1 protein-coding gene is annotated in these 1,092 nt (G+C 60.1%); it reads right to left on the bottom strand.

Annotated features, from left to right (window positions below):
- Nucleotides 1–1,092, bottom strand: a 1,092-nt coding sequence (locus AC2VLY_RS16805) for a TolC family outer membrane protein (protein WP_486922687.1), incomplete at both ends; no start/stop codon positions are given.

Raw genomic sequence — 1,092 nt, 5'->3', positions numbered from 1 at the left:
TAGTCCTGCTCGGCCCGCACGTAGTCGGTGGCGGTGTGCAGCAGGTCAATGATGGAGCGGGTGCCCACTTCATAACCCTTGCGCGTTCCTTCCAGGGATAGCTTGGCAGAGTCTACGGTTTCTTTGGCGGCCTTGAGCTGCGCTACACTGTTTTTCAGATTGAGAAAGGCGGTTTGGGTGTTCAGGGTGACGTCATCGCGCACATTGGCAACATGATCCACACTGGCTACGGTTTGCGCCTGGGCTTTTTGCACGGAGGCGGAAATGTTGCCGCCTTCATACAGGGGGACGGACAAGTTCAGGCTGACGCCGGCCTGATTCATGACCAGCCCCGGAAAGGGATTCCCGAGGGCATGCTGGGCTACGCCCTGCAGGTTGACCACCGGCCAGCGCGCGCGCTGATGGTATTGGACTTCCTGCTGGGCCGTATGGAGTTCGGCCTGGGCCTGATGCATCAGCGGCTGATCCTGAACAGCACTGTGCACCCAGCTCTGCATATCATCAGGCTGCGGACCCAGAGCCTGATAATGGCCCAGAGGCTCCAGCACGCCGATGGGATGATGGGTCAGGCGCTGTAATTGTTTTTTGGCTATTGCCACCCCGTTGCTGGCCTTGATGAGATCGGCTTCGGCGGCATCAACCCGGGCTTGGGCTTCACGCACGGCGATAATGTCTCCCGTACCTATTTTCAGGGTGGCTTCGGTTTGCCGGTAAATGCTTTCCAGCAGCGATTTCTGCTTTTGCGCCACCCGTTCCTGGGCCTGGGCTTCCAGCACCCCGAAATAGGCCTTGGCGACCTGCAGGGCGAGCTGCTGTTCGGTGTAGGTCAGACCGGCAGCGCTGGCCTGTATGCGTGAGTCGGCCTGTTTCAGCGCCGTCCAGGCCTGGCCGTTGAATACGGATTGGGTGATATTGACGCTGTAGCTGTCGGACAAATAGGCGCGATTAATGTCGATATTGCCAAAGCCGGTAATGTCGGCGGTATTGAAGCCCACCGCTGCACCAACCCCCACATGGGGCAGCAGGGCCGAACGCGCCAGGGGCTTGTCCTGCATTTGCGCGGCCAGTTCGGCGCGGGCCTGGGCCAGTACC

The organism is Acidithiobacillus sp. TH-A36, assembly GCF_057473445.1.
The sequence above is the reverse complement of the archived record's forward strand: the minus strand, read 5'-3'. Positions and strand labels throughout refer to the sequence as shown.